This is a genomic window from Reella acinonychis (assembly GCF_052384575.1).
Taxonomy (GTDB): domain Bacteria; phylum Pseudomonadota; class Gammaproteobacteria; order Enterobacterales; family Pasteurellaceae; genus JBQSUQ01.
Genome location: NZ_JBQSUQ010000004.1, coordinates 58869 through 78503, shown reverse-complemented (window position 1 = coordinate 78503; position 19635 = coordinate 58869). Strand labels below are relative to the sequence as shown.

Below are 19635 nucleotides of genomic sequence, written 5' to 3'. Positions count from 1 at the left end.
GCAAAACTGGATAAATATCCACTTAAATTTTTAAGCGAAAGCGCCCTCGGCTATAACGGGTACGTAAAAGTGCGGTGGATTTTGTGGAAGTTTCATTGGTGGCAGAATGAGAAACCAACAAAGAATGTTGAATGGAATGAGCATGAGTAATGGCAATGGCAAGTGCATCAGCTGCATCTGCTTGTGGTTTTTCTGATAATGTTAAAATTCGAGTAACCATATCCTGCACCTGTACTTTATCGGCAGAACCAATACCAACCACCGTTTGTTTCACCAAACGTGCGGCATATTCAAAAACTGGCAAATTTTGATTCACAGCGGCAACAATAGCTGCGCCTCTTGCTTGACCCAATTTTAAGGCTGAATTGGCATTTTTGGCTAAAAACACTTCTTCAATGGCAAACATGTCTGGCTGAAATTGAGTAATAATTTCACTGACACCAGCATAAATGCGTTTAAGTCTTGTGGGTAAATCATCAGCAGAGGTACGAATAACACCACTACCAAGGTATTCCAACTGCTTACCACTTTGCCTAATCACACCATAGCCTGTCACTCTTGAGCCAGGATCGATACCTAAAATAATTGCCATTTGTGCCCTCAAAAAATAAATGGACCTATATTTTACTATAGATCCATTCATTTTTACCTAAACGGATAAATTAATTTGCCATCGTACAATTTTTAGCGATGATTTTATCTTTAATCGTTAACATAACAGGAACTGTTTTGTTTACAGTTTGTGCAGAAAAACCTTCATCTAAAGTGAAGACTTTTTTGCCATCAACGAATTGTGTACCGTCTGTGTAAGAAGGGTTCACTTTTAATTCATGAATTGATTTTTTGTTGCCAGTTCTAACTGTTACAGTTGCGCTGTCAGCTTTACCGTTTACAAATGCATAAGTCACTGAAACAACTTGTTTTTTCTTACCTTGTACATCACAGAAATAAGCAGCTGTTTCTAAAGCTGGTTGAGTTGAACCCATAGCTTGTTGAACTTGACCCGCAACTTCTTTCACTTCTTGTGTGGCTTTCTCAACTTTATTCATTTCTGAATTTGCATTTTGAGTACAAGCGCCTAATACGCCAGCAACCATTAAGCCAGCAAAAAGTTTGGTTAATTTCATAAATTCTCCTAAATAAAATATACTGCATAAATTATGCGGATACTTTGACGCTGTATTCCGTAAAAAGTTCCGCATAAAATAAATTATTTATAATAGAGCTGCGACTTCGTCACTAATTTCACCATTGTGATACACATTTTGCACGTCATCACAATCTTCTAACATCTCGATCAAACGCAATAATTTAGGTGCTGTTTCTGCATCTAAATCCACTGTGGTTGATGGAATCATTGTCACTTCTGCATTATCAATTTTAATGCCTGCAGCTTCTAATGCGTCTCTCACATTACCTAAATCTTCCCAAGCAGTATAAACTTCAAAGCTACCATCATCTTGTGGCTGAACATCATCTGCACCCGCTTCAATCGCCGCTTCCATAATGCTATCTTCATCGCCTGAAGCAATCAAAATAAGTCCTTTTTTGCTAAATAAGTAACCCACAGAACCTTCAGTACCTAAGTTACCACCACATTTTGTAAAGCTTGGACGCACTTGTGAGATGGTGCGGTTTGCATTATCACTTAAACATTCAACCATTACAGCTGTACCACCTGGACCATAGCCTTCATAAACTTTGGTTTCCATATTGGTATCATCGCCACCACCTACACCGCGTTCAATTGCGCGATTAATGGTGTCACGAGTCATATTGCTAGAAAGCGCTTTATCTACCGCTGCACGTAAACGCGGGTTAGCACTCACGTCACCACCACCTAATTTCGCAGCGGTAACTAATTCACGAATTAATTTAGTAAAAATTTTACCGCGTTGTGCATCTTGTGCTGCTTTGCGGTGTTTAATGTTAGCCCACTTACTATGACCTGCCATTTGTCTTTTCCTTTTTTATTTATGTTCTTTCTTTATTCATATAAAAGAAAGCAATTACCTTAAAACTGCGGTGAAAAATCACGAAATTTTAACCGCACTTTGATTTATTACATATTTTTCAATTGCCGCTCGATTATTCCACGATTTAGTGAGTTGAGCAGCCTGCTGTGCTGGCAACCATTGATAAGCCAAATGCTCCGTCAATAATGGCTGCCATTGCTCTGGTAACGCCAATAAAAACCAATGCTCTTTACTGTGCGTTATATTGGGTGCGTATTTATACCGAAAATGAGGAAAAATTTCAAATTCTATCCATTCTCGGCAATCAATCAACTTTAATCCTTGTTGAACAATATCAATCCCAATTTCTTCTTTCACTTCGCGTAATGCCGCTTCATAAGGCTTTTCGCCTAAAGCAAGCGATCCGGTTACAGACTGCCAAAATGTCGGATCATCTTGGCGTTGTAACATCAATACTTGCTGCGTATTTTCCGCATAAATAACAACTAAAACCGAATTGGGATTTTTATATTGCATGGATTATTCTGATTTCAACACCTGTACCGCTAATTCCTGTAATGCTTGCGGATTTGCAAAGCTTGGTGCGTCTGTCATTAAACAAGCGGCTGCTGTTGTTTTCGGGAATGCAATCACATCGCGGATATTATCAGTGCCGGTTAACAACATGGTTAAGCGGTCTAAACCGAAAGCTAAACCGGCATGTGGTGGTGTACCAAATTTTAACGCATCTAATAAGAAGCCAAATTTTTCACGCTGTTCTTCATCATTAATACCTAAAATGCTAAATACGGTTTGTTGCATTTTCGGATCAAAGATACGAACTGAGCCACCGCCCACTTCATAACCATTGATTACCATATCGTAAGCATTTGCCACTGCACTTGTTGGATCGGCTTTTAATTGCTCTGGGCTGAAATCTTTTGGTGAAGTAAATGGATGATGCATTGCGGCTAAATTACCTTCTTCATCACGTTCAAACATTGGGAAATCCACAACCCACAATGGTTTCCATTCATCTAATTTGGTCAAACCTAAATCGCGTCCCACTTTTAAACGTAATGCACCTAATGCGTCAGTGACGACATTCCATTTGTCAGCACCAAAGAAAATAATATCGTTATTTTCCGCATTCACACGAGCCAATAATGCTTTTAATACGTCTTCTGAGAGGAATTTTGCGATTGGACTTTGTACGCCTTCTAATCCCGCATTCACATCATTAACTTTTAACCAAGGCAAGCCTTTGGCACCATAAATGCCCACAAACTGCGTATATTCATCAATATTTTTACGCGTTAATGTGGCACCATTTGGGACACGAATAACAGCAACGCGTCCATTGTCACTATTGGCAGGTTCGTTAAAGACTTTGAATTCAACCTCTTTCACTAAATCAGCAACATCTACAATTTCTAACGGGTTGCGTAAATCGGGTTTGTCCGAGCCAAAACGCAGCATTGCTTCTTGCCAAGTCATCATTGGGAATTTACCTAAATCCACACCGATAATTTCTTGCCATAAGCCGTGGATCATTTTTTCCATTACTTCACGCACTTCTGGCGCCGTCATAAAGGTGGTTTCCACATCGATTTGAGTAAATTCAGGTTGACGATCTGCACGTAAATCTTCATCGCGGAAACATTTTACAATTTGATAATAGCGATCAAATCCAGACATCATTAACAACTGTTTGAATAATTGTGGTGATTGAGGTAAGGCGTAGAATTTACCTTTATGCACACGACTTGGTACTAAATAGTCACGCGCACCTTCTGGTGTCGCTTTAGTTAACATTGGGGTTTCAATATCTAAGAAACCATTGTCATCCATATAACGACGAACAAAGCTGGTAATTTTCGCACGAGTACGCAGGCGTTGTGCCATTTCTGGACGACGCAAATCTAAATAACGATATTTTAAACGCTGTTCTTCTGTATTATTTTGATTGAAGTCTAAAGGCAATACTTCTGCATTGTTATAAACCGTTAATGCGCTGACCAAAATTTCAATTTCGCCTGTCGCCATATTTGGATTAATATTATTTTCACTACGCGCTGCCACAGTGCCTTTCACTTGAATACAAGCTTCATTACGCAATCCTGCTACAATAGCGGCATTTGCTGCATCGGTTTTATCTACGCTGACTTGCACGATACCTTCACGATCACGCAATAAAACGAAAGCCACATTAGGCAAATCACGAATACGATCTACCCAACCACTTAAAATCACTTCTTTACCAATATGTTCGCGGTTTAATGCTCCACAATAATTCGTACGCATCATATTCTGTATTCCTTCAGATTTAATTTAAAAATAACTGGCAGATTATAGCTGAAAATTTGTCAAACTTCCTCTAAAATAACCGCACTTTTTTACCAATTTATAAAATTATGATTAAAGATACGATTTTTTCTGTACCCATTGAGAATTTGGGCGATTTCACTTTTGATGAGAATGTGGCGGAAGTCTTTCCCGATATGATTCAGCGCTCGGTGCCAGGCTATTCCAATATTATTACGGCAATCGGGATGTTGGCAGAACGTTTTGTTACCGCCAATAGTAATGTGTATGATTTGGGCTGTTCACGCGGAGCGGCGACATTGTCTGCTCGTCGTCATATTCATCAACCTAATGTCAAAATGATTGGAGTGGATAATTCTGCGCCTATGGTTGAACGCTGTCGCCAGCATATCAATGCTTATCACAGTGAAATTCCAGTCGAAATTTTATGCGATGATATCCGCAATATTTCTATTGAAAATGCCTCAATGGTCATTCTTAACTTTACTTTGCAATTTCTTCCACCAGAAGATCGCAAAGCATTATTAGAAAAAATTTACCAAGGGTTAAATCCAAATGGGTTATTGGTGTTGTCAGAAAAATTCCGTTTCGAAGATAACACAACGAATGAATTACTTATTGATTTGCATCACCAATTCAAACGTGCCAATGGTTATAGCGAATTAGAAGTGAGCCAAAAACGTGCCGCTTTAGAAAATGTGATGCGAATTGATAGTATTGATACCCATAAAGAGCGGTTAAAAAACGTTGGATTTTCTCATGTGGAACTTTGGTTTCAATGTTTCAACTTTGGCTCAATGATTGCCATAAAATAACAAAAAGCTCACCATTGGTGAGCTTTTCTATTTATCTTTAACAAATTCTTGGTAAGGGTTCATTTGAAGGCAAGTCTAACAAACGACTTTGTCCAAAAATACCAATTAAACGGACTTTTTTGTCTTCTGTCACTTCGCCAATTACCGCCGCATCTTTACCTAATTCATGCTGTTTAAGTGCGGTTAAAATTTCAGGTGTTTGTTGCTTATCAGCTACTATCACTAATTTACCTTCATTGGCAAAATTTAATGCTTCCAAACCAAGCAGTTCACAAATGCCACGCACTTCGGTGCGTATTGGGAGCGATTCTTCCTCAATATGAATACCAAGTTGTTGAGTTTGCGCAAATTCATGTAATACAGCATTCACCCCACCACGCGTTGCATCTCGTACAGCTTTCACACCTGAAAACGAACGAATTTGATCAATTAATGGCGACAATACCGCACAATCACTTTGTAAATCGGTTTGAATACCTAAATTCTCGCGTAAATTCAAAATAGCTGCTCCATGATCGCCAATGGTACCGCTGACAATAATTTGGTCGCCCACTTCAATGCGATGAGCCCCCCAATCAATGCCTGTTGGAATCACGCCGATTCCACTGGTATTGATAAAAATTTTATCAACAGCGCCTTTCGGTACGACCTTGGTATCTCCAGTGACAATTTGCACATTCGCCTTTTGACAAGTTTCCGCCATGGCTTGAATAATTTGTTTTAATTCCGCTAATGGCAGACCTTCTTCTAATATGAAACCACAAGATAAATAACGAGGAATCGCACCACAAACTGCCACATCATTCAACGTCCCACAAACCGCTAATTTACCAATATTTCCACCGGGAAAGAAAATCGGGTCAATCACGAAGCTATCTGTACTAAAAGACAATTGTTGCCCTAAAGCAGTGAATTCATTTAAGGGTAAACGTGCTTGATCCTCTGCTTGCGCTAAAATCGCATTATCAAACGCAGCCAAGAAATAATCTTGGATCAATTGTTGCATTGCGGCACCGCCATTACCCTGTGCCATGGTAATAAAATCTGTCATATTACTCTCGTCTATATTGATAATAAGCGGCACAAGCCCCTTCAGAAGATACCATTAATGCGCCATAAGCATTTTCTGGCGTACATTGTTTGCCAAATAATGCGCAATCAATGGGCTTACATTTACCCACTAGCACATCGCCACAACGTGATAAAGGATCATCCGCCACCTGTTGAGGTGCCGCATTGAAATAACGTTCTGCATCAAAACGCTGATAAGCTGCAGTCAATTCTACGCCGGATTCAGCGATTTCACCTAAACCTCGCCATTCACTGCTGGCTTTCAGTTGGAAAACTTCTGCTAAAGCTTGTTGAGCCAATAAATTACCTTTTGAATTAACGATACGCTTATATTGATTTTCAACTTCGCAACGTTGCTCCACAAATTGTTCCACCAGCATAACAATGGCTTGTAACAAATCTAATGGCTCAAATCCTGTTACCACAAAAGGTTTATGATAAGTATGACATAAATCTTCATAAGGCTCTGTACCAATAATCATACTTACATGACCCGGTGCAATAAAGCCATCAATTTTCACTTGCTCCTGAGATAGTAAACTGCGCAAAGTTGGGATAATGGTAATATTTTGGCAAACCACCCAGAAATTTTGCACATCTTGTTCTTTGGCTTTTTGTAACGTAATGGCAGAACTTGGCATAGTCGTTTCAAAACCGAGCGAGAAGAAAACCACTTTTTTATCGGGATTATTTAGCGCAATGTTGAGTGCATCAAGAGGAGAATAAACAATGCGTACATCAGCTCCTTTCGCTTTCACTTCCAACAGAGATCCCGAACGACCACGCACACGCATGGCATCACCAAAGGTACAGAAAATCACATCAGGACGTTGTGCAATTTCAATACATAAATCAATACGCCCCATGGGTAATACACAAACAGGGCAACCCGGTCCATGAATAAACTCAATGCTTGGTGGCAATAGGCGATCTAAACCAAACTTGAAGATCGTATGTGTATGCCCACCGCACACTTCCATTAAATACAAAGGATTTTTTTCCGTAAACTGCGGTAATTTTTGCATGAGTTTTTGCAAACGCTCAACGAGTTTTTTGGCTAATACGGGATCGCGAAATTCATCAACAAACTGCATTATTGCCCCCAATTACTTCTGATTTAACCAATCTAACCAGGCTTGCAAACCTTCTCCTGTTGTGGCTGAAAGCATTAAAATCTCAATATCAGGGTTCACTTGTTTTGCATAATCCACGCATTTTTGCACATCAAAATTCAAATATGGCAACAAGTCAATTTTATTTAAAATCATTAACTTAGATGCAGCAAACATATGCGGATATTTTAACGGTTTATCTTCTCCCTCAGTAACAGAAAGAATCACGACTTTCGCTTGTTCACCTAAATCAAATTCAGACGGACAAACTAAATTGCCCACGTTTTCAATAAATAATAAGCTTTCTGGTTGAGGACAAAGTTTAACCAGCGCATCACCAATCATTTGAGCATCTAAGTGGCAGCCTTTGCCTGTGTTCACTTGTAATGCCGGCACGCCTGTTGCACGAATACGATCTGCATCATTTTCAGTTTGCTGATCCCCTTCAATCACATAGCAAGCACGTTGCTCTTTTAGCGCGTTTAAGGTGGTTGTTAATAAAGTAGTTTTACCAGAGCCCGGACTCGAAACAAGGTTGAACACAGAAATCTGATGTTTAGCAAAGAATTGACGGTTAATATCAGCCAATTGATTATTTTTACCTAATACATCCTGCTCTACTCTTAATAAGCGTTTTTGGTGCGCTTGTTGTTCTTCCGAATGAAAAGTGGAATGAGAAAAATCAGGAAATTTCACCGCACTTTTTGTATTAGATTGGTCATGAGAATGTGGAAGTGCGCCAATTCGCACTTGATCAGGGTGTCCACAACCACAGGTTGTACACATAAGGATCCCTCCTAAAAAATAATGGATAAATAGTGTTGGCTAATATAGCACTTATTCTTGGCACTGATATTGATAGAGATCACAAAACAAAAATTTAACAAAATTTTTTAACGCTCAATGCTGAATGTATTAAATTGGCGTTGTCCTTGATAAGATTGTGTGATGACGTTTGTGACTTTTGCACTAGGCGAGCCCTGATGTAACCATCTTTCCAGTTCTGCTAGCTGCGCTTCACTTCCCTCCGCAACAACTAATACTGAACCCTCAACAAGATTTTTCACATAGCCTCGAACACCTAATTTTTTTGCTTGCTGCAAAGTATAAAAACGAAAGGCCACGCCTTGAACACGACCATAAACTGTAAATTGTTTTGTTATCATTGTTTTCCCTTATCAATTTGTTATTTATTTTTGCTGAATCTGTTATTTTTTTCTCTTTGACTATTTCCATTTAAGCAAAATTAGCATAGCATACTAGGGATTACTTTATTCATCATAAAGTGAAAATCTATCCATTTGTTTTAATCGTTCCTGAAGAAAGGAGTAAATATGAAATTTCGTCTTGCTACAATCGCTGCAACCGCATTATTAGCTACTTCAGCAAGTTTTGCTGGTGTTGTTACTAGCTCATCTAATATTGATTTTCTTGCAATTGATGGTCAAAAAGCAACAAAATCATTGTTAAAAGATGTGCGTTCATTCAATGTGAGTGATAACAATACACACCAAGTGGTTGTTCGTGTTTCTGAGATTGTACGCGCTGGTTCAGATCGTACTTTATTCGAAAGTGATCCCATCATTATTACATTCAAAGGCTCGAATGAAGATATCCAAATTTCAGCACCTCGCTTAAGTAGCCAAAATGATGTTGAACAATTCAAGAAAAATCCAACCATTGTGGTGAAATCCGCTTCAGGTCAAGCAGTTGAAACTAAACAAGATGTGTTAAAACAAGAAGGCTTTTTCCCTGGTCTTAACTTAATTGATAATTTATCTGACTATAATTCATCTGGTGCAGCAGCTTCTGTTGCTGGCTTAGCTTCAGTTACCTTACCAGCAACAATGGCAACACGTGATGCGAGCGGTAAAGTATCGAAAAACAAAGTGACTGTTCAAGGTGAAAATGCAGCGGAGCAAATGTTGCAATATTGGTTCCAACAAGCAGATAAAGAAACACAACAACGTTTCTTAAATTGGGCAAAATCGCAAAAATAATCCCATAATCTATTCAAATATAAAAGTGAGCATTGCTCACTTTTATTTTGTCTCTCTTTTGAAACAACCTCGTTCAAGGACAAACAATGCAAACCACCAGCAGAATGTTAAACAAAAGCAAAAAAATTGCGTTAGTGGCTCATGATCACCGCAAACAAGATTTAATAAACTGGGTTAAAAATCACCGCACTTTATTAGAAAATCACGATTTATATGGGACAGGCACCACAGGAAATCTTCTACAAAAAGAAACGGGATTACAGGTTCAGCCTTTATTAAGCGGCCCAATGGGCGGTGATCAACAACTAGGCGCAATGATTGCTGAAGGAAAAATTGATTTAATGATTTTTTTGTGGGATCCAATGAATGCGGCCCCTCATGATCCTGATGTCAAAGCCTTATTACGCATTGCAACCGTCTGGAATATTCCTATCGCAATGAATACCGCGAGCGCTGACTTTTTAATTTCCTCGCCATCATTTAACCAAGAAGTATCCATTGAAATTCCCGATTACCAAGGCTATTTACGTGAACGACTAAAATAATGTTTTTTTACACCGCACTTTTAGGGATAATACGCAGTAGCCATATTTACATTTGACTGAAAAACAGATTTGGAAGGAAGCAAAAAAGCCAATGTTAATTAAGCTCAATGAAAAAATTCTTACTGCGTTGCCTATCTTCATTGCGATGAATATTGCCGCGGTGTTGGTTTGGTTACTCAATATTGTCGTAGAAAGCACCCCTTTATTTTTGGGTATTATTGCTGCGGGATTAGTGGACCAAGATAATCGCCTATCAGGACGGTTAAAACATATTTTCTATACCTTAATTGCTTTTTCTATTTCTTCCATTACCACACAATATTTTCTGGAACGGGGAGCACTTTTCATCTTGTCAATGACAGGAATGACCTTCCTCTTTACTATGATTGGTGCGATTGGGCAACGTTATAGCACTATTGCTTTCGGTGCGCTGACAGTATCCCTGTATACCACCCTGACCTATTTCCCATCAATGCCTTGGTTTTTCAATCCATTGATGATTTTATCAGGCACCTTGCTATATAGCTTTGTAACCATCATTGTGCATTTATTTTTCCCTAATCGCCCAGTACAAGAACGTGTTAGCCGTTCTTTTATGCTATTAGCGGATTATTTAGATGCCAAAGCTGCATTCTTTGATCCTGATGATGTTGAACAAATTGAACAAAAACAACTCAATTTAGCCCTCAAAAGTGGGCAATTAATCAGCGCATTTAATGATTGTCGCACCGCATTATTTTATCGTATGCGAGGCAATAATCGTCATTCTTACACCACACAAATGAGCCGCTATTTTTTTGCTGCACAAGATATTCACGAACGCGCCAATTCAAGCCATTTTGACTATCAATTATTAAATTCACATCTAAAAAATACCGATTTAATTTTCCGCGTGTTACGTCTATTAGAATTGCAAGCCCAAGCTTGCCGAGATATTGCCCAATGTTTGCAACAAAAGCGTGATTTCCAAACCAATAGTCGCTTAGAGCGCGCCATCAGCGGCATTACGCAATCTTTCGAGTTATTTTGTCAGCACAACCATAACGCCAGAGTGCGTTCAAATGTCAAAACACTGATTGATAATTTGAAAAACACCCATTGGCAATTGCAATCCCTGTCGCAACAGTCCACCTTACCACAACAGGTTGATCAGTTAGAAAATAACCTTGAGGATACCAAAGGTATTAAACGCATAATTGAAGCCATTACTAGCAATTTCACCTTACAATCGCAATTATTCCGCCATGCTGTACGCTTATCAATTATGGTGTTTATTTGTTGTTGCATGGTTGAGATTTTCCAGCTTCAATCAGAACGTGGCTATTGGATTTTATTAACTGTCATCTTTGTTTGTCAGCCTAACTATTCCGCTACTAAACAACGATTAAAACAACGAATGATTGGCACCGTACTTGGCGTGTTGGTCGGCTCATGCCTGCCTTATATCGCTCCTACAGTAGAAATGAAATTAGGAGTGGTGGTCATCACAAGTACATTGTTTTATTTCTTCCGCGTCAACAATTATAGCTTCTCTACTTTTTTCATTACTATCCAAGTGCTTGCCACTTTCGATATTATGGGCTTCAATATTTATGATGCGACCTTACCGCGTTTAATGGACACCATAATTGGCATTATTCTTGCATGGTTTGCTGTTAGTTTCTTATGGCCTGATTGGAAATATTTGCAGCTTAGCAAAGTAATTCGCAGAGCCATTGCACATGACGCTCGTTATTTATTGCATATCATCGCCTACATTGAATTTGGGAAAGGGGATAATTTCAAATACCGTATTGCACGCAATAATGCACAAGACAGTGCCACAGCACTTTGCTCAACCATGACCAATATGAATAATGAACCAGTCAAATACGCACCTTACTTGCAGCAAGGATTTGAATTATTACGATTAAACACCGCACTTTTAGGCTATATTTCCGCGCTGGGCGCTTATCGCCACCATATTCAAGATGCAATCAAAGAACATCATTCCCTAGCTGAATTCTATCCAATTGCGAAAAAAATGGTGTATTTGTTAGAGCATATTCACCAGCTGAGTGAAACAGAATTCAACCATATTTTCCAACAAATTAAACAACGCCTTCAGCAAAATGATGACAAAAATGAAAGCAATGCGACATTCTATATGCCAATGCAGCAACTCTTTTTAATCAGTCAATTGCTGCCTGCACTTTATGTTGCAAGCCAACAAAAAATGGAACACAAAAATGAGATTACATCGGCTTAAAATTGCATTGCTTGGTCTGTTGTGCAGCTTTTCTAGTTATAGCTTGGATTTGCCAGCACAACGCACCACTTATCAGAAAATACAAGAGATCACTGTGCTTTCTCAGTCCGAAGCCACAACAAAACTTGCAAAGCAAATGTTAGCGCAGATTGAAGGCTATCCACTTTATCCTTATGCGCAATATTGGGTGCTTAATCAGGATATTGCCAATCTTAGCTTTGAACAAATTTTAAATTATCAACAACAAAATGCGGATTTGCCCTTTGCCGAACGCCTCAAAGAAAATTGGTTACGCCTACAATTTAATCAACAGAATTGGCAAGCCATTTTGCAACAGGCAAACCAGATTCCCAATACAAAAGCGAATCAGTGCTTACTTTTATTAGCGCAATGGGAACAAGAAAAAACAACGCAAAAATCCACCGCACTTTTACCGCAACAACAGCTTGAACAACTTTGGTTAACGGGCAATAATTTTGCTCCAGCCTGTAATCAGCTATTCAACATTTGGCAAGAACAAACTGGAATCAGTGCTGAATTAATGCAACAACGGGCTATTCTTGCCTTTGAGCAAAATAACCGCTCGGCGCTGAATGATTTGTTGCAATATCCGTTAGAACAACAATCCCTTAAGCTCACGCAAATGTTAATTGAGCTATTGAATTCACCGCAAAAATTAACGGATTATATTTCAGAACAATCAACCTCAGAAACCGAGAAAAACTTATTAGAAGGGCGAATTCTCCATCATATTATGCCAGCCTACATAAAAACGCTTAAAGCAGGTGATAACTGGAAATTCATGGAAGATATTGCCCAATTTGAACAATGGGCAACAGAGTGGAAATCGTCGTCTGAGCAACTCAATCAATGGAAACAGGATTATCTAAGCCATTTTTTTGATGTGGAAAATAGCGATTTTCAACATTGGCGTGATCAGCAATTACAACTGCTTAAATCAGATAAATTAACAGAACGCCGAATTCGCATGGCAATCCGAGAAAAACAACCTTTACAACCTTGGTTAGCCTTGTTGTCCGAAAAAGCCTTACAAAAAGAAGAATGGCAATATTGGACAGCGCAATATGAAAAAAAGGAAATCGCCCAAGGCAAATTAAAGCAGTTAAGCCAAACGCGAAGCTTTTATGGTTTATTAGCGGCTAGCCAATTAAATGTGCCTTATCAACCCATAATGGATGATTTGGAGAATAAAGCAGAAACGCCTATTGCCAGCGATAGCAAAGAAAAAATACCAGAAGCAAAAGTTGAAGAAGTTTTTGCACAACCGTTAGCAAGAATTCACGAATTAAAGGCGCTCAATGCAACGGATTATGCAAATAGCGAATGGTTTAATGTGCTCAAACAAGTAGATTTTGGGCAAAAGCTCGTGCTTGCTGATTATGCTTTAAAACAAAATTGGTACGATTTAGCTGTAGAAGCGACTATTCAAGCGAAAGCCTGGAGCTATGTCAGATTACGCTTGCCTAATGCCTATCCACGATGGTTTGATTTGCACCTAAACAATCTCAAAATTAACCGCACTTTTGCAATGGCAATCGCACGTCAAGAAAGTGCATGGCGAGCTAACGTGAAATCCCATGCCAATGCGCGTGGTTTAATGCAATTATTACCACAAACAGCGCAACAAACGGCCACTCAAGCCAAGCTTCCCTATCGCAACGAAAGCCAATTGTTTGATCCGTTCTACAACATTATGTTAGGCACAGCGCATTTACAGCAACTTTATGATAAATATGGTGATAATCGTATTCTAATTGCAGCGGCTTATAATGCGGGGCCTCATCGTGTGGATAAATGGCTTGCTAAAAGCCAAGGTAAGCTAAATATGGCGGAATTTATTGCCAGTATTCCATTTTATGAAACCCGTAATTATGTGCAAAATGTATTGGCTTACGACGCTTATTACCAAATTTTGCAGCAACAACCCCAACTTTTATTTTCAAAATCGGAAAAAGATCGTTTATACTAGATAACACTAGTTTAATAGTATTTCACATAGGGAGCCGATATGTATATTAGTCGTGATATGGCGCAATGGACTCAATTTGTTGATACCTTACGTGTCGCCTTTGAACAAGGTAAAGAGCAAGATTACCTCATGTTATTGCTCACTGCAGATGAACGAGATGCCTTAGGTTTACGCCTACAAATTGTGGCTCAGCTACTTAATAAAAATATCCCTCAACGAGAAATTCAGCAGAACTTAAATACCAGTGCTGCGACAATTACAAGGGGATCAAATATGTTGAAATTGATGGATCCTGAATTTTTAGGTTGGGTAAAATCACAAGTAGATGAACATCAACAAAATAAATAAATACTTCCCCAAATTCAACCGCACTTTGCTCAAAAAGTGCGGTCGATTTTTTCGTGTTTTTTTACTGATATATTTCTTAGTAACCCTATCTCTTCGATTTATTCCTGTGCCCTTCTCTGCTTATATGGTACAAGAGAAAATAGCGCATTTGTTTCAGCTTGATTTTGCTTACGACACAAAATATCAATGGGTGAGTTTAGATAAAATCTCACCATATATGCAGCTTGCGGTTATTGCTAGTGAAGACCAACGTTTCGCACAACATTATGGGCTTGATTTAGATGCCATTGAGAAAGCCTTGGAACATAATCAAAAATCCAAACGAATTCGTGGTGCATCAACCATTACGCAGCAAACCGCAAAAAACCTCTATTTATGGCATGGACAAAGTTGGCTTCGCAAAGGCATAGAAATTCCCGTTACTTTCAGCTTGGAATTATTATGGTCGAAACAACGTATTTTAGAGGTCTATCTCAATATTGCGGAATTTGGCGAGGGAATTTTTGGCGTGGAAGCCGCAAGCCAACATTACTTTAAAAAATCAGCAAAACAACTGAGCAAAAGCGAAGCTGCCTTATTAACTTCAGTGTTACCGAATCCGCTTATTTATAAGGTTGACAAACCCAATTTACACACGCGAAAAAAGCAAGCTTGGATTATGGATCAAATGGATAATTTAGGTTTGAATTATTTAACCAAACTATAAAAACTGCGGTATTTTCTACCGCAGTTTTTTAAATATCCACAAAGAAAAAACCCGAACAATCGTTCGGGTTTTTATTAACTAATCCAAAGATTAGAAGAATACGCGTAAACCAACACCAAATTTATTTTCTTTAGATTTGTTTGGTTCTGCATTCGGTACATATTCATGAGTTTTTGCATGAGCATATTCAACATAGGTTACAACGTTTTTGTTGAATTTGTAATCTACGCCTGCAATGTAAACATTTTGAACTGAGTCTTTCACATCTTCATTACGTTGCCATTGTAAGTAAACTGCAGATGGCTCAGTAACTTGGTATTTCGCACCCACTTCAACGAAGCGTGATTTACCAACAACATCATGACCTTCTTTCTCACGAGATTGACCATATTCTGCACCGAAAGAGAATGGACCATAAACCACTTCTGAAGCTACACGCCAGCCTTCAGTTTTAGCTGTTGTTTTTGATGAGCCAACTGATTCTTCTCTATCTACTGTGTAACCAGCGTTAAGATTGAATGTTAAACCTTCTGCTAAATCACGAGTATAGAATGCTGCTACACCATAACCATATTTGCCACCTTCTGCTTTCTTATCAGCGTTACCAAATAAATAGTCAACACCGAAGCTGAAGCCACTCCATTCTGCAGAACGGAATTTCACTGATTTATCAGCATGGTCTGTTAAGTTATTATTGCCACCGAAACGATAAGTATAGTCAACTAATTGAACATCATCGCTATTAGTTGCTTGGCGACCGAAAGTTAATGTACCGAGATTTTCATAGCTGAAACCAGCGAATAAATCTTCTACACGTACATCACCGAAAGTATTTTTGTTTTTGTCTTTTGTTTCATCAAAACGAAGTTGTAAACCTGCTAATGCGCCGAAGCCATTACCTAAGTCTTGGCTTGCATTTACGATAAGACGAGAACCGTCGTTACGTAAATCACCACGTTGTTCTTTACCTTCTTTACCTAAGAAAACACGAACAGAACCGTCGATATCAACTTTTGCACCGTTTTGGTTATAAACTGTTGCTGCGCTTGCTGAAGTAGCGGCTACCGCTACTGCTAATGCTACTAATGTCTTTTTCATAGTTTCATTCCTTTCAGAATTAATTATTATGTAATGTAACTTGAACTTTGTTAAAAACAATTTGTCCAAACTCAGTTTCTTTAAGAAACAGCCTGATATTGACAAAAAAAGAACTGGCTGTCAATAAAAAACCAGTATTTCTGACGAAATACTGGTTTTATATCAATATTCTATATCGTTAGATTAGAAGTGTACGCGGAAACCTAAGTGTGTACGATATCCTTTATCGCCACCTTTAATACGCGCTCTTTCGCCTTCTAAGAATACTTCAACATTTTTATGTACTTGGTGACCAACACCTAATGCAAACGCGTTAGCTTTAAGATCACCTACTTTATGAAGCTCATAAGTTGCATATAGTTTAGTAGCATCTGTTGCTTGGTATTTCAAACCGAATAATACAGCTTTTTCTTTAATTGAAGCTGTTTTAGCTTGTGAATAATCTACCGCGAATGCTACTGGACCATAGCTTAATTCACCAGCTACTGTAAATGCTTTACGATGTACGTTATCTACAATTTTTAATTGGCTATAACCAGCTTCAGCTTTGAAACCTACATCGCCAAATTGTTGTGCATAGAATGCGCCAACAACCCAAGCATTTTGGTTAACCATATCTTTATCAGCAGAACCGAATACATAGTCAACACCAAAACCGAAACCATTCCAAGTTGCAGAACGGAAATGAACTACTTTGTCACCAGCATCAACCATTTTGTTAATGCCATTTAATTCATAAGTGTAGTTAGCTAAGCCCACTTCATCACCAACAGTTAATTGGCGACCAAATGTTAACATACCAACATCTTCTAAATTGAACCCTGCGAATAAACGCTTAGTATGAATTTCATTACCTACGTTACCACCTTTGGTAAAACGAACTTCTAAATTCGCAAGTGCACTTAAACCTTCGCCTAAGTCTTGAGTACCTCTAACTACTAAACGAGAACCTTGATCTTTTAAATCTGTTCTTTCATCTGTATATTTAGTTAAAGTTAAGCGTGCTGAACCACCCACTTCTACTTTAGTACCGTCTTGGTTATAAACCACTGCCGCGTTTGCTGAAGTTGCTGCTACTGCTGCAACTGCTAATGCTACTAATGTCTTTTTCATAGTTAATTCCTTATTAGAAATCTATTATTATAACAATCAAGAATTGAACTATTCGTAAAATGAATAGTCAAAGCTCGCTTTACTAAAAGCAAGGCAATATTGCCAAAGAAAAAGAGAACGGTCAAATACAAAAGATAAGAAATTTTCGAAATGATGATGTAGATCACATTTTTTCAACAAAGATGACTATTTTTTAACCAAACATTTGTTAAACGGGACGGATACTGTCTAAATCTAAATGCGCATGAAAGCTGTCTTTTAACATATTAAGTTGTTGATCTTCCAATAAATCTTGTTGTGCTTGTTGCGCTAATTGATGATAAATTTGCTGCTGATGAGCAAATGGAGTGAGTTCGGAGTGTGTATCCTTCAACTCAATGTGTAATTTCATTGTTTGTTGAAAATATTGGCTTAAGCGCTCAGCTAAAAGCTTAACGGCATTATCACGTGCTAAATGTTGGTGAGTATTATCTAATGCTAAAACAAGCTTATTTTCTGTTTGCTCCAAAATTGTCGTATTTAAAGCGAACAATTTGGTTAAATGAGAACCGTTTAAATCTAATTGTTCAATTAATTTCGCCCAAGGATCGCGTTCTGCGGCAAGTTGGGTAATTTTGCGATCTAATTCTTCGGTTCGGTTGGCTAAAATCGCTTGCTTAATTTCGGAAGGACGAACAATATTGTTTTGTTCTTCAAGATCAGGGTTGAGCCAAGTCCAACGATATTCTTCGTCCTCTTGCGTTGCCTCATTATTATCAGAAAAATCTTGCTGATTTTGCACCGCACTTGTGGTTTCATTTGATGAAGTTGGTTGTATGCGTTGGGGCTGTGGTTCCTTTGGTGTTATATAATTAGCAGATTTTTCAACAATTGTTTCTGATTTAGCTGCCGCCTGTAATGGCTTTTTTGCTGCAAGATCCACCACAGGTAATTCTAATGCAGGTTTTTCGGGCGCTACTACGCTATTGTTTTTTTTTTCGATTTCTTGCGAGGAATGAGTATTAGCTTTTAATTTGCCCATTTGTTGTAAAGCTTTCAACGCAGGGCTCGTTGGCACATTATTCGCCACATCAGATGTTGAGCTATGTTGCTGATGCTGTGCCACATAACTTGATTTAATCGATTGCGACACCACTGGCATATCAACCAATTTTTCTGTTTTTTGCACCGCACTTTGAGATACTTCGTTTTGTGTTGAAGCAGAAGCTTGGCTAACACTTAATTTAGGATGAAAAGCAAGGGCTCGTAACAAAGTCATTTCCACGCCAACACGACGATTTGGCGCAAGAGCGAGTTCTTTGCGTCCCATTAATATGGTTTGATAGAAAAATTGTACATCTTCTGGCGCAATATGTTTGGCTAAAAAGCTTATTTGGCTTTCATCATTGGCTTGATTTGGTAGCAATTGTTTCATTGCGATTTGATGTAACAAATCGGCTAGCTCAATAAGCAATTGTTCCCAATCCGCCCCTTTTTCAGCCACCGCTTGTACCACTTGCATTAAGCGTTCGCCATTGCCTTGCTGCAAAGCATATAACAATTCAATAGGTTGGTTGTCATCAAGCAAACCTAACATCGCATTAACTACATCAACGCTCACATTGCCATTGGATAACGCAATTGCTTGGTCAGTCAAACTTAAACTATCACGAATACTGCCCTGCGCTGCTTTGCCGAGCTTATCAAGTGCGGTTAATTCATAAGGAATTTTTTCCGCCTCTAAAATTTCAGCTAAATGATGACTAATTTGCTGCGGCTCTAATGCTTTTAAATGAAATTGCATACAACGGGATAAAATCGTTACAGGCAATTTTTGCGGATCCGTCGTCGCCAGTAGAAATTTCACATATTCTGGCGGTTCTTCTAAAGTTTTCAATAAGGCATTAAAGGAATGGCGCGAGAGCATATGCACTTCGTCGATAAGATAGACTTTATACTTGCCTTGTACTGGTTTGTATTGCACATTATCAAGAAGCTCGCGAGTATCTTCGACTTTAGTACGAGAAGCGGCATCAATTTCAATTAAATCGATAAAATGCCCTTCTTCAATGGCTTTACAATGTTCACATTCGCCACAAGGATCCGCGCTTACGCCTTTAATGCAATTTAACCCCTTTGCAAATAAGCGAGCAATGGAGGTTTTACCCACACCACGCGTACCAGAAAATAAATAAGCATGATGTAAGCGGTTTTGTTGCAAACCATTGGACAGCGCAGCCAAAACGTGCTGTTGCCCAACCACTTCACTAAATGTTTTTGGTCGCCACTTACGTGCTAAAACTTGGTAACTCATGCTTATTCCTGATAAA

19 protein-coding genes are annotated in these 19635 nt (G+C 38.7%); 7 read left to right on the top strand and 12 right to left on the bottom strand.

Going from position 1 to position 19635, the window contains the following annotated elements:
* Positions 1–22: 22 nt before the first annotated feature.
* The 5 genes from ruvC to aspS all read right to left on the bottom strand — a co-directional run bounded on the left by ruvC (position 23) and on the right by aspS (position 4262).
* A complete protein-coding gene (ruvC, locus tag ACT2CV_RS01860) occupies positions 23–592 on the bottom strand; it encodes a crossover junction endodeoxyribonuclease RuvC (RefSeq protein ID WP_464972714.1) in 570 nt (189 codons plus the stop codon).
* 70 nt (positions 593–662) lie between these two features.
* Positions 663–1127, bottom strand: a complete 465-nt coding sequence (locus tag ACT2CV_RS01855; protein WP_464972715.1) for a hypothetical protein — start codon at positions 1125–1127, stop codon at positions 663–665.
* Between the two features lie 87 nt (positions 1128–1214).
* Positions 1215–1955 carry a YebC/PmpR family DNA-binding transcriptional regulator gene (locus tag ACT2CV_RS01850; RefSeq protein WP_464972716.1) on the bottom strand — a complete coding sequence of 247 codons (741 nt, stop codon included), beginning with the start codon at positions 1953–1955 and terminating at the stop codon, positions 1215–1217.
* Positions 1956–2033: 78 nt separating this feature from the next.
* Positions 2034–2492 carry a dihydroneopterin triphosphate diphosphatase gene (nudB, locus tag ACT2CV_RS01845; protein ID WP_464972717.1) on the bottom strand — a complete coding sequence of 153 codons (459 nt, stop codon included), beginning with the start codon at positions 2490–2492 and terminating at the stop codon, positions 2034–2036.
* A 3-nt stretch (positions 2493–2495) separates the two neighbouring features.
* Entirely contained in the window at positions 2496–4262 is a 1767-nt protein-coding gene (gene aspS / locus ACT2CV_RS01840; protein WP_464972718.1) for an aspartate--tRNA ligase, read from the bottom strand.
* A 107-nt stretch (positions 4263–4369) separates the two neighbouring features.
* Here aspS and cmoA point away from each other — a divergent pair, with 107 nt between their 5' ends.
* On the top strand, positions 4370–5095 hold the full coding sequence (gene cmoA, locus ACT2CV_RS01835) for a carboxy-S-adenosyl-L-methionine synthase CmoA (RefSeq protein WP_464972719.1): 726 nt from the start codon (positions 4370–4372) through the stop codon (positions 5093–5095).
* A 37-nt stretch (positions 5096–5132) separates the two neighbouring features.
* Here cmoA and hypE read toward each other — a convergent pair whose 3' ends face one another.
* The 4 genes from hypE to ACT2CV_RS01815 form a co-directional block, all read right to left on the bottom strand.
* Entirely contained in the window at positions 5133–6146 is a 1014-nt protein-coding gene (gene hypE, locus ACT2CV_RS01830) for a hydrogenase expression/formation protein HypE (RefSeq protein WP_464972720.1), read from the bottom strand.
* Position 6147: 1 nt separating this feature from the next.
* On the bottom strand, positions 6148–7260 hold the full coding sequence (gene hypD, locus ACT2CV_RS01825; protein WP_464972721.1) for a hydrogenase formation protein HypD: 1113 nt from the start codon (positions 7258–7260) through the stop codon (positions 6148–6150).
* 12 nt (positions 7261–7272) lie between these two features.
* Positions 7273–8064, bottom strand: coding sequence for a hydrogenase nickel incorporation protein HypB (hypB, locus tag ACT2CV_RS01820; protein ID WP_464972722.1), 792 nt, complete (start codon positions 8062–8064; stop codon positions 7273–7275).
* Between the two features lie 107 nt (positions 8065–8171).
* Positions 8172–8444, bottom strand: coding sequence for an acylphosphatase (locus ACT2CV_RS01815; RefSeq protein WP_464972723.1), 273 nt, complete (start codon positions 8442–8444; stop codon positions 8172–8174).
* Positions 8445–8612: 168 nt separating this feature from the next.
* Between ACT2CV_RS01815 and ACT2CV_RS01810 the strand changes: the two genes are divergently transcribed.
* From ACT2CV_RS01810 to mtgA, 6 genes are all read left to right on the top strand, one after another.
* Positions 8613–9278 (top strand): curli polymerization inhibitor CsgI-related protein, encoded by a 666-nt coding sequence (locus ACT2CV_RS01810; RefSeq protein WP_464972724.1) that lies wholly within the window; start codon positions 8613–8615, stop codon positions 9276–9278.
* Positions 9279–9364: 86 nt separating this feature from the next.
* Positions 9365–9823 (top strand): methylglyoxal synthase, encoded by a 459-nt coding sequence (locus tag ACT2CV_RS01805; protein ID WP_464972725.1) that lies wholly within the window; start codon positions 9365–9367, stop codon positions 9821–9823.
* A 91-nt stretch (positions 9824–9914) separates the two neighbouring features.
* The gene (yccS, locus tag ACT2CV_RS01800; protein ID WP_464972726.1) at positions 9915–12071 is read left to right on the top strand and encodes a YccS family putative transporter; all 2157 of its coding nucleotides are present in this window, start codon (positions 9915–9917) and stop codon (positions 12069–12071) included.
* Complete coding sequence (locus ACT2CV_RS01795) at positions 12052–14061, top strand: transglycosylase SLT domain-containing protein (protein ID WP_464972727.1); 2010 nt, start codon at positions 12052–12054, stop codon at positions 14059–14061. Before yccS ends, ACT2CV_RS01795 begins: the two co-directional genes overlap by 20 nt.
* Before the next feature lie 39 nt (positions 14062–14100).
* Positions 14101–14409, top strand: coding sequence for a trp operon repressor (trpR, locus tag ACT2CV_RS01790; RefSeq protein WP_464972728.1), 309 nt, complete (start codon positions 14101–14103; stop codon positions 14407–14409).
* A complete protein-coding gene (gene mtgA, locus ACT2CV_RS01785; RefSeq protein WP_464974020.1) occupies positions 14393–15115 on the top strand; it encodes a monofunctional biosynthetic peptidoglycan transglycosylase in 723 nt (240 codons plus the stop codon). Before trpR ends, mtgA begins: the two co-directional genes overlap by 17 nt.
* Before the next feature lie 90 nt (positions 15116–15205).
* On the opposite strand, the gene ACT2CV_RS01780 is transcribed toward mtgA, so the two are convergent.
* The 3 genes from ACT2CV_RS01780 to dnaX form a co-directional block, all read right to left on the bottom strand.
* A complete protein-coding gene (locus ACT2CV_RS01780) occupies positions 15206–16213 on the bottom strand; it encodes a porin (RefSeq protein WP_464972729.1) in 1008 nt (335 codons plus the stop codon).
* A gap of 183 nt (positions 16214–16396) precedes the next feature.
* Positions 16397–17326: a porin gene (locus ACT2CV_RS01775; protein ID WP_464972730.1), complete on the bottom strand. Its 930-nt coding sequence runs from the start codon at positions 17324–17326 to the stop codon at positions 16397–16399.
* A 208-nt stretch (positions 17327–17534) separates the two neighbouring features.
* The gene (gene dnaX, locus ACT2CV_RS01770; RefSeq protein ID WP_464972731.1) at positions 17535–19619 is read right to left on the bottom strand and encodes a DNA polymerase III subunit gamma/tau; all 2085 of its coding nucleotides are present in this window, start codon (positions 19617–19619) and stop codon (positions 17535–17537) included.
* Positions 19620–19635 lie beyond the last annotated feature (16 nt).

Coding starts and splice junctions, on each gene's coding strand:
- ACT2CV_RS01775 (WP_464972730.1), bottom strand. CDS start 17,326: ATGAAAAAGACATTAGTAGCATTAGCAGTTGCAGCAGTAGCAGCAACT.
- aspS (WP_464972718.1), bottom strand. CDS start 4,262: ATGATGCGTACGAATTATTGTGGAGCATTAAACCGCGAACATATTGGT.
- yccS (WP_464972726.1), top strand. CDS start 9,915: ATGTTAATTAAGCTCAATGAAAAAATTCTTACTGCGTTGCCTATCTTC.
- ACT2CV_RS01780 (WP_464972729.1), bottom strand. CDS start 16,213: ATGAAAAAGACATTAGTAGCATTAGCAGTAGCGGTAGCCGCTACTTCA.
- hypB (WP_464972722.1), bottom strand. CDS start 8,064: ATGTGTACAACCTGTGGTTGTGGACACCCTGATCAAGTGCGAATTGGC.
- cmoA (WP_464972719.1), top strand. CDS start 4,370: ATGATTAAAGATACGATTTTTTCTGTACCCATTGAGAATTTGGGCGAT.
- hypE (WP_464972720.1), bottom strand. CDS start 6,146: ATGACAGATTTTATTACCATGGCACAGGGTAATGGCGGTGCCGCAATG.
- ruvC (WP_464972714.1), bottom strand. CDS start 592: ATGGCAATTATTTTAGGTATCGATCCTGGCTCAAGAGTGACAGGCTAT.
- ACT2CV_RS01850 (WP_464972716.1), bottom strand. CDS start 1,955: ATGGCAGGTCATAGTAAGTGGGCTAACATTAAACACCGCAAAGCAGCA.
- hypD (WP_464972721.1), bottom strand. CDS start 7,260: ATGCAGTTTGTTGATGAATTTCGCGATCCCGTATTAGCCAAAAAACTC.
- trpR (WP_464972728.1), top strand. CDS start 14,101: ATGTATATTAGTCGTGATATGGCGCAATGGACTCAATTTGTTGATACC.
- ACT2CV_RS01810 (WP_464972724.1), top strand. CDS start 8,613: ATGAAATTTCGTCTTGCTACAATCGCTGCAACCGCATTATTAGCTACT.
- ACT2CV_RS01855 (WP_464972715.1), bottom strand. CDS start 1,127: ATGAAATTAACCAAACTTTTTGCTGGCTTAATGGTTGCTGGCGTATTA.
- ACT2CV_RS01805 (WP_464972725.1), top strand. CDS start 9,365: ATGCAAACCACCAGCAGAATGTTAAACAAAAGCAAAAAAATTGCGTTA.
- dnaX (WP_464972731.1), bottom strand. CDS start 19,619: ATGAGTTACCAAGTTTTAGCACGTAAGTGGCGACCAAAAACATTTAGT.
- ACT2CV_RS01795 (WP_464972727.1), top strand. CDS start 12,052: ATGAGATTACATCGGCTTAAAATTGCATTGCTTGGTCTGTTGTGCAGC.
- nudB (WP_464972717.1), bottom strand. CDS start 2,492: ATGCAATATAAAAATCCCAATTCGGTTTTAGTTGTTATTTATGCGGAA.
- ACT2CV_RS01815 (WP_464972723.1), bottom strand. CDS start 8,444: ATGATAACAAAACAATTTACAGTTTATGGTCGTGTTCAAGGCGTGGCC.